The 8,787-nt window shown below is 60.3% G+C and carries 9 protein-coding genes and 1 tRNA gene; 4 read left to right on the top strand and 6 right to left on the bottom strand.

All coding sequences use genetic code 11. The annotated features are described in order from the left end of the window. Positions 1-32: 32 nt before the first annotated feature. The 5 genes from H0V78_02285 to H0V78_02305 form a co-directional block, all read right to left on the bottom strand. Entirely contained in the window at positions 33-1,364 is a 1,332-nt protein-coding gene (locus H0V78_02285) for a sigma-54-dependent Fis family transcriptional regulator (protein ID MBA2350641.1), read from the bottom strand. A 41-nt stretch (positions 1,365-1,405) separates the two neighbouring features. Continuing rightward, positions 1,406-3,028: a two-component sensor histidine kinase gene (locus tag H0V78_02290; GenBank protein ID MBA2350642.1), complete on the bottom strand. Its 1,623-nt coding sequence runs from the start codon at positions 3,026-3,028 to the stop codon at positions 1,406-1,408. 55 nt (positions 3,029-3,083) lie between these two features. Beyond that, positions 3,084-3,305 (bottom strand): preprotein translocase subunit YajC, encoded by a 222-nt coding sequence (locus H0V78_02295; protein ID MBA2350643.1) that lies wholly within the window; start codon positions 3,303-3,305, stop codon positions 3,084-3,086. 65 nt (positions 3,306-3,370) lie between these two features. Next, a tRNA-Pro gene (locus tag H0V78_02300) sits at positions 3,371-3,447 on the bottom strand. Between the two features lie 130 nt (positions 3,448-3,577). Beyond that, positions 3,578-4,612, bottom strand: coding sequence for a polyprenyl synthetase family protein (locus H0V78_02305; GenBank protein MBA2350644.1), 1,035 nt, complete (start codon positions 4,610-4,612; stop codon positions 3,578-3,580). A 134-nt stretch (positions 4,613-4,746) separates the two neighbouring features. On the opposite strand from H0V78_02305, the gene rplU reads away from it, so the two are divergent. The 4 genes from rplU to H0V78_02325 all read left to right on the top strand — a co-directional run bounded on the left by rplU (position 4,747) and on the right by H0V78_02325 (position 7,662). After that, positions 4,747-5,067 (top strand): 50S ribosomal protein L21, encoded by a 321-nt coding sequence (gene rplU, locus H0V78_02310; GenBank protein MBA2350645.1) that lies wholly within the window; start codon positions 4,747-4,749, stop codon positions 5,065-5,067. Positions 5,068-5,070: 3 nt separating this feature from the next. After that, positions 5,071-5,328, top strand: coding sequence for a 50S ribosomal protein L27 (gene rpmA / locus H0V78_02315; protein ID MBA2350646.1), 258 nt, complete (start codon positions 5,071-5,073; stop codon positions 5,326-5,328). A 106-nt stretch (positions 5,329-5,434) separates the two neighbouring features. Beyond that, positions 5,435-6,511: a GTPase ObgE gene (obgE, locus tag H0V78_02320; protein ID MBA2350647.1), complete on the top strand. Its 1,077-nt coding sequence runs from the start codon at positions 5,435-5,437 to the stop codon at positions 6,509-6,511. Then, the gene (locus H0V78_02325; protein MBA2350648.1) at positions 6,508-7,662 is read left to right on the top strand and encodes a glutamate 5-kinase; all 1,155 of its coding nucleotides are present in this window, start codon (positions 6,508-6,510) and stop codon (positions 7,660-7,662) included. Before obgE ends, H0V78_02325 begins: the two co-directional genes overlap by 4 nt. Positions 7,663-7,732: 70 nt before the next feature. Here the strand turns inward: H0V78_02325 and H0V78_02330 are convergent. Continuing rightward, positions 7,733-8,787: class I SAM-dependent methyltransferase (locus H0V78_02330; protein ID MBA2350649.1), on the bottom strand; the 1,055-nt coding region annotated here is incomplete at its 5' end.

Consider the following 8,787-nt stretch of genomic DNA (forward strand, 5'->3'; position numbering starts at 1 on the left):
CTGGGCGATGCGCGGCATCGCGCAGCCGTAACCTACTGTATCCCCAATCTTTCCATCCGATAGCGCAGCGCCCGGAACGTGATTCCCAGCAGCTTCGCCGCCGCCGTGCGGTTGAAGCGGGTCTTGTCGAGCGCCTCGAGTATGGCCTGCTTTTCCATGCCATCGAGATACTCTTGTAGCGGCAGCTTGCCGCCATTCGGCGCGGCGCTCTGCTGAACGATCGATTCCGGCGGCGAAAGCTGCAGGTCGCAGGTCATGATCCGCGAATCCGAGCACAGCGCCAGCGCGCGCTCCAGGATATTTTCGAGCTCGCGCACATTGCCCGGAAAATCGTATTGCGTCAGCGCGCGCAACGCTTCCTTGTCGAGTTCACACGGCGTGCCGCCGATCGCGCGCGACATGCGTGCCAGAACTGAACGCGTGATCAGGGAAATGTCCTCGCGCATATCGCGCAGCGCAGGCATTTTGAGCTCGATCACGTTCAGCCGGTAGTACAGATCCTGGCGGAATTTTCCGGTCTCCACGCATTCGCTCAGCGACTGGTGCGTCGCGCTGATGATGCGCACGTCGACCTTGTCTTCCTGCGTCGCGCCGACCTTGCGCACCTTCTTTTCCTGGATTGCGCGCAACAGCTTGACCTGCATCAGGATCGGCAAGTCGGCGACTTCGTCGAGGAACAGCGTCCCGCCGCTGGCGGCCTGAAAAAACCCATCGCGATCGGCCTCGGCGCCGGTAAACGCGCCGCGCCGGTAGCCGAAAAATTCGCTCTCCATCAGGTTTTCCGGAATCGCGCCGCAATTGACCGGCACGAAAGACTTGTCGCGGCGCGCGCTTTTCTGGTGGATCAAACGCGCCGCACGCTCCTTGCCGCTGCCCGATTCGCCGGTGATGTAAACCGGCGCTTCGCTGCGCGACAGCTTTTCGATCAGTTGCCGCACCTGATTCATCGCCGGCGATTCGCCGAGCAAGGCATTTTCCGTACTGACGATAGCGACATTGGCCTGCGGCAGACTCAACGCGGATTTGACCAGCGTGCGCAGATGTTCGAGCGAGACCGGCTTGGCGAGATAATCGAAGGCGCCGGCCTTGAGCGCGGCAACGGCGTTTTCGGCGCTGCCGTGCGCCGTAATGCAGGCGACCGGCAAATCGGCGCAATGGGCGCCGATGTGCTTGACGAGTTCGAGACCATCGCCATCGGGAAGCCGGATATCGGTCAGGCAAAGATCGAAATGCCGCGTTTGCACGAGCTGCATCGCTTCACGCAGCGTCATCGCGCGTTCGACTTCCAGACCCATGCGCAGCAGCGTCAACTCGAGCAGCTCGAGAATGTCGGCTTCGTCGTCGACTATCAGCACGGTGGTCATAGCGCTTGCGGTCCGGCCGCCGCGCTCTTTGCGCTTTTGCATCACGCTCCCTCGCAAGAAATCATGAAATGCGCGCCGACGTCCGAAGGCACGTAATCGAGTGTCGCATTGTTGGCTTCACACACTTCGCGCGCAATCGACAGCCCGAGGCCGGTGCCGCTTGCGGCAGTGGTGAAGAACGGTTCGAACAACTGGTGTCGCAAGGCTTCGTCAACCCCGGGGCCGTCGTCGATAACGTGTAATTTTACCGCATCACGCCGCGCGGCGTGGGTGATCAAACGTATGCTGGCGTCGTGACGCCCGCAATAACGCAGCGCGTTGCGGCAGAGATTCCACATCACCTGATTCAAGTGACTGCGGTCGAAGTTGACGACCAGCCCCGTCTCCAGCTCGAGCTTGAAAATCGTATCGGCAATTTTTTCGATCTGGCAAAACTGTTCGACAAAGGTGCGCAGGTAGTCGCCGACCAGAAAATTTTCGCGGTGCGCGCGGTCGCGCCAGTTCAGTTTAAGCACTTCGTGCACCATGCGCTCGAGCCGCTGCACGTTGTCGTGAATGATGCAGAGCAAGCGCGCCTGGGTGGGCGAGGCGCCCGGCTCCTCCTGCAGCAGTTCGGTCGCATGATTGATGGCGCTGAGCGGATTACGAATCTCGTGCGCGATATTGGCGGTGAGCCGTCCGAGCGCCGCCAGCTTCAATTGCTGCGCCTGGCTTTGCACGCGACTCAAGTCTTCCATAAAAATAACCGCGCCCTGGTGGCGGCTTTTTCCAATCGGAATGAAGCGTGCCGAAATCGGCGCTTGCGACAGCATGGTGCGCATGGGCTGAGGCCGGGCCTCGGGCTTTTCGCGCCAGAGTTGCAGGCGCTCGGCGAGCGCCGGCGAATAGTCTTCGAGCATCGCAGCGCCGCGCAAATTCGCAACCGAACCGAGCAAGCGTTCAGCCTGAACGTTGAACTGCCGGATCACGCCGAGCTCATCGACAACCAGCACGCCGTCGTGCATGTCCTGGATAACCAGTTGATTGACCTGCGCCATGTTCGCCAGATCGATGCCGCGCTGTTCCGCCAACTCCTCGCTGGCAACCGCGTATTTGGCCAGATTGTAAGCCAGCCAGGCGGTCGCGAAGTAGCCGGTGCTGAGGAGCCCGGCCTGGATATAAAGGGAACTGCTGCCGTCCAGAAACCACACCTCGTAGGTATGTTCGAACAGCACGACAAGGCTGGCGAGCGCGGCGTGAAATAACGCGAGCCGGCCGCGGCTGATCAAGCCGGCAGCGGCCAGCGACGCGAGCAGCAAAAGTCCCAGCCCGCTGGTGATGCCGCCGCTTGCGAACATCATTGTGACGATGATGGCGATATCGGCGCTGATCAGCACGCTGAGCTGAAAATCGAGCCGCGGTTGGCGCACGCGGCACGCGATCAGGCTGGCGACGCCCAGCATCAGATAAGTGATGCTGGCGGATAGAAACAGCGCCGAGTTGCGGGATCCGAACGAAACGACGTCGTCGAACATCACCGCGCCAAGAAACAACAGCGCCGCGACGAGCAGACGATAGGTATTGAAATAACTGAGCGATCGCCAGTACGAATCGGTCTGCGGATCGATTTGCGGAATGGCCGGAGCGGCCAGGTCCAGCGGATGCAGCGTCGACGACTTCGCCATCAGCGCGCTACGGGAAGAACGATCGCTATCGGACAATGGCTTGCGCTAACAGCCGTTAATGCAGGCGCCGGTGCTCTTCGGAGCAAAACGACTGCCCCTGCGCCGATATGCTTTCGCTTCTCGGAAGGTGAACGCCGCAGTGGCTGCAACGCACCATGTCTTCGCCGCTGACCTGTTGCGCGGATTGCGACGGATCGGGCTTCCGCAATCCCCTGCCGTAGGCTTTCAACACCCAGTAAACCAGCAGAAAACCAGCGACCAGCAACAGAAGCTTCATCACGCTACGCTTGCTCCGCCAACATGAGAAGAAAAGAAAGAAAAAACCGAAACAAGTGATCGCTCTGGTCGGGGTGAGAGGATTCGAACCTCCGACTCCTGCGTCCCGAACGCAGTACTCTACCAGGCTGAGCTACACCCCGTTTCAACAACCGCACTGACAGCCCGGCCGCCGGCGAAACATGCACCGCCCATGCAGTGAATCACATAAAGCGGGATGACATGAAGCGGATCTTTCAAAAGGATGGGCGATTCGAATCAAATGCTTCCGAATCAATGCGTCCGCGTGACTGCAAAGTCCGCCAAGTGTAGCAAACAATCCTTGTAATTAGAATGCGGCAGGGTGGCGATCGCGGCCGCTGCCATGTGCGATTCGACAAGCGCCTGGGCGCGCGCATAATCGAGCGCCCGTGTCTCGTAAATCGCCTCGAGCACCTGCTGGAAATCATTGCGCCCGCTGCTTTCTATCGCGTGCCGCACGAATTCGGCCTGCGCCGGCGTGCCGTTCTGCATCGCGTAAATCAAGGGCAGCGTAGGCTTACCCTCGGCGAGATCATCTCCGAGATTTTTGCCCGTCTCAACGTGATCGCCCGAGTAATCGAGCACGTCGTCGATCAACTGGAAGGCGGTGCCGAGATGCATGCCGTACAGCGCCACGCGATCTTCATCGGCGCGTGTCGCAGCGCCGAGGATCGCGCCCAGGCGCATCGCGGCTTCGAACAGCTTCGCGGTCTTGAAACGGATGACCTGAAGGTAGCTTTGCTCGTCGATCGAGGCATTCCGGCAATTCAACAACTGCAATACCTCGCCTTCGGCGATGATGTTGGTCGCATCGGCCAATTCCCGCATGACGCGCGGATTGTCGACCGCCAGCATCATCTGGAACGCGCGCGAATACAGGAAGTCGCCGACCAGCACGCTGGCCGGATTGCCGAACAGGGAATTGGCGGTAAGCTGGCCGCGGCGGAGTTCGGACGCATCGACGACATCGTCGTGCAGCAAGGTCGCGGTATGTATGAATTCGACGACGGCCGCGAGTTCGTGGTGGAATTTGCCCCGATAACCGAACGCGCCCGCGGCAAGAATGACGAGCGCGGGACGCAGGCGCTTGCCGCCGCTGCCCACGATGTGCTCGGCTACCTCGCGAATCAGCGCGACTTCCGAGTACAGGCGCGCCCGGATGACACGGTCGACCGCCGTCATATCGTCCGCTATGAAGCGGCGAATCGCTTGCAGGGAATCTATCCTGAAGATGTCAACTGCGGCGTTTTCGGGCACGGGACGACGAGAGCCGGGGAGAGCAACCATTATACCCAGCCGGTCGCGACGAACGGAAACGCCTGTCGATGCTCGACAGGGATAACGACGGGATACAACGATTTTGACGCAAAAATTCTTATCCTATAAAATGCCCGGTTTGCAAATGTCCGATCGGGGTCGTCATGTACGCGGTGATAAAAAGCGGTGGCAAGCAATACCGCGTCGTTTCCGGTGAAAAACTGAAGGTCGAAACAATCTCGCAGGAAGTCGGTGCTGCGATCGTGCTCGATCAGATTCTGATGGTCGCCGACGGCGACAAGCTGTCTTTCGGCAATCCGCTGGTTTCCGGCGCAACCATCAAGGCGACGGTTATATCGCACGGCCGCGGCGAGAAGATAAAAATCTTTAAAATGCGCCGGCGCAAGCACTATCGCAAGACGCAAGGGCATCGCCAGAATTACACCGAAATCCAGATCGACAGCATTTCGGCCGAGCAAGGATAAACCATGGCACACAAGAAAGCCGGTGGAAGTTCGCGCAACGGCCGCGATTCCAATCCGAAGATGCTCGGCGTCAAGGCCTACGGCGGCGAGTTGATCCCCGCAGGCAGCATCATCATTCGCCAGCGCGGGACCAAGGTTCACGCGGGCGGCAATGTTGGCATGGGCAAGGACCATACGCTATTCGCGAAAATCGATGGCAAAGTCGAGTTCTCGGTCAAAGGCGGGCAAAAGCGCAAGGTCGTGAGCATCGTGCCGGCCTGAAATCCGGTCGCCGCACCGACAAGCCCTGTCGCCGGCGACAGGGCTTTTTTGTTTGTAGCGGCACTTTTGCCTGGCGTTCGGTTGGCGTCAGTCAAGGCGTAATTGAATGAAGTTTATCGACGAAGCCGTAATCGAAGTTATCGCCGGCAAAGGCGGCGATGGCTCGGCGAGTTTCAGGCGCGAGAAATATATCCCCAGAGGCGGACCCGATGGCGGCGATGGCGGCCAGGGCGGCAGCGTCTACGCCATTGCGGATCGCAATATCAATACCTTGGTCGAATACCGTTACGCGCGAATCCACCGGGCCAAAAACGGCGAGCGCGGGCGCGGCGCCGACTGCTACGGCAAGAGTGGCGATGACATTGTCCTGCGCTTTCCTGTCGGCACGGTCATCACCGATCACACCAGCGGCGAACCGATCGCCGATCTGGCGCAGCACGGCGAGCAGGCCCTGCTGGCTAAAGGCGGCGCCAAGGGGCTCGGCAATCTGCATTTCAAATCCAGCACGAATCGCGCGCCGCGCCAAACCACGCCCGGGCAGGCCGGCGAAACGCGTATGCTTCGCCTCGAGCTCAAGGTACTGGCCGATGTCGGCCTGCTCGGCCTGCCCAACGCCGGCAAATCGACCTTTATCAGGGCGGTTTCTGCGGCGCGTCCCAAGGTAGCCGACTACCCATTCACAACCCTGCATCCAAACCTCGGCGTGGTCCGCGTCGATTACGACAAAAGCTTCGTGATTGCCGATATCCCCGGTTTGATCGAGGGCGCCGCCGAGGGCGCCGGGCTCGGCCACCAGTTTCTGCGCCATCTCGCCCGCACGCGGCTCTTGCTGCATCTGGTCGATATCGCGCCGTTCGACGAATCGGACCCGGTCGCCGATGCGCACACGGTCGTCGAAGAGTTGCGTAAGTATGACGAGGCCCTGTATCGAAAAGCGCGCTGGCTGCTGCTGAACAAGGTCGATCTTATCGCGGCGGACGAACGCCAGCGCCGCGTCGACGATTTCCTCGAGCGCTATGGCTCGGCGCAGAAAAGCTTCATTATTTCCGCATTGACCGGCGAAGGTTGCCGCGAGCTGGTTTTCGCTATCATGGAACATCTCGAGCAGCAGAAAAACGCGGGCGAAAGCCAGGGCAGCATCGAAGCGGCAGCATCCATCTCGACCCCGATGAGCCTTCCATGAGCGACGTTTCCATTGCAACAACCGAATCCGGCGCCAACCGGGCTCTGGGCGGTGTACGGCGCCTGGTCGTAAAAGTCGGCAGCAGCCTCGTCACCGATGAGGGCCGCGGCCTCGACCTCGCCGCGATTGCACGCTGGGCGGAACAGATCGCCGCGCTGAAACACCTGGGAAGGGAAGTCATTCTGGTTTCGAGCGGCGCGATCGCCGAGGGCATGCAACGGCTGCAGTGGAAAAAGCGGCCGGTCGCGGTGCACGATCTCCAGGCGGCAGCAGCGGTCGGACAGATGGGTCTGGTGCAAGCCTACGAATCCTGCTTCCGGCAGCATGGGCTGCACGCCGCGCAGATCTTGCTGACCCACGACGACCTGGCGAATCGCAAGCGCTACCTGAATGCGCGGTCAACATTGCGCACCTTGCTCAAACTGAACGTGATTCCTGTGATCAACGAGAACGACACGGTGGTCACCAATGAAATCCGCTTTGGCGACAACGATACTCTGGCGGCGCTGGTGACGAATCTGATCGAAGCCGATCTCCTCGTGATCCTGACCGACCAGAGCGGACTCTACGACAGCGATCCGCGTAAAAACCCGCAGGCAAAACTGGTGATCCAGGCCCAGGCCGGCGGCCGCGAACTCGAACAAATGGCTGGCGGGGTCGGCAGCGCGATCGGCAGCGGCGGCATGCTTACAAAAATACTGGCAGCCAAGCGCGCCGCCCGCAGCGGCGCTCACACCGTCATCGCCTCGGGCCGCGAACCAGGCGTGTTACTGCGCATCATGCGTGGCGAGAGCGCCGGGACCTTGCTGACGGCGCCGACCCTGACCCTGGCCGCGCGTAAGCAGTGGCTGGCCGATCATCTGCAAGTGCGGGGCAAGCTGGTGCTCGACGACGGCGCGGTGCGCGCATTGCGCGCCGACGGAAAAAGCCTGCTGCCGATCGGCGTGATCGCCTGCGATGGAGAATTCGATCGCGGCGCTGCCGTCAGCTGCATGGCGGCCGACGGCAGCGAGATCGCGCGCGGACTCGTCAACTACAGTTCAGCCGAGACGAAGCAGATATTGCGCTGCCCGAGCCAGGAAATCGAAGCGCGTTTAGGTTATATCGACGATTCGGAGTTGATTCATCGGGACAATCTGGTTTTGCTTTAGCAGGTCTTAAAAAAATCAGTTGTCATTCCCGCGCAGGCGGGAATCCAGGGTTTCCCTTAACTATCTGTTTCTAATAGCTTCTGGATTCTCGCTTGCGCGGGAACGACACCGGAGGCTCACGCCGGCAAGCGAATCGATTAGCGGGCATCCAAACCGCGCCCGACGCTACTCCCGTATCCCTCGTCCCTGGTGAACGTTCGTATAAATACTCGCGCGTCAGAGGGAAATTGAAGCGGCCATCCGGCAGCGGTTTGCCGCCCAGGACCTGATAGATCGACATCCAGCCGCGCTCGAACGCGTGCGCCGAACCCGCCATGTAAATGCGCCAGATACGGAATTTCTTTTCCCCGACCAGCGCGATCGCCTCGCGTTTGCCGGCTTCCAGCCGATCGACCCAATGCCACAAGGTTTTCGCGTAATGCTGCTGCAGGCATTCGACGTCCCAGCATTCCAGCCGCTGCTCCGACATGGCCGCCATCGCTTTCGACACATGGACGAGTTCGCCGCCCGGAAAAACATATTCGTCGATGAATTCGCCAATGCCGCTGCCGAGCCGGTCGTTATCGGTCGAGCTGAGCGTGATGCCGTGATTCAGGATCAAACCGCCAGGTTCGAGCAGACGATAAATCTTGCCGAAATAAAGCGGCAGATTCTTTTCCCCGACGTGCTCGAACATGCCGACGCTGGCAATCTTGTCGAAGCGTTCGTGCTCAGACAGATCGCGATAATCGAGCAGCCGCACTTCGCACAACCCTGACAGGCCGAGTTCGGCGATTTGCTGCTGAACGTAGCGACACTGGTTTTCGCTCAGCGTGATGCCGGTCGCTTTCACGCCGTAGTGCCGCGCAGCCCACAGGATCAATGCGCCCCAGCCGCAGCCGATATCGAGGAATCGTTCGCCCGCCCGCAGATTCAGCTTGTTGCAATTATGAGCCAGCTTTTGCGCCTGCGCCTGATCGAGGCTGTCGTCGGGATGGCGAAAATAAGCGCACGAATACACGCGCTGGCGATCGAGCCATAGCGCGTAAAATTCGTCGGCGACATCGTAATGATACTGGATCGCCTCGCGATCGCCGGGGCGCGAATGGCGCCACCATGCCGCGTTGACCCTGCCGCGCGTGAAAT

Source organism: Burkholderiales bacterium, assembly GCA_013695435.1.
Taxonomy (GTDB): domain Bacteria; phylum Pseudomonadota; class Gammaproteobacteria; order Burkholderiales; family JACMKV01; genus JACMKV01.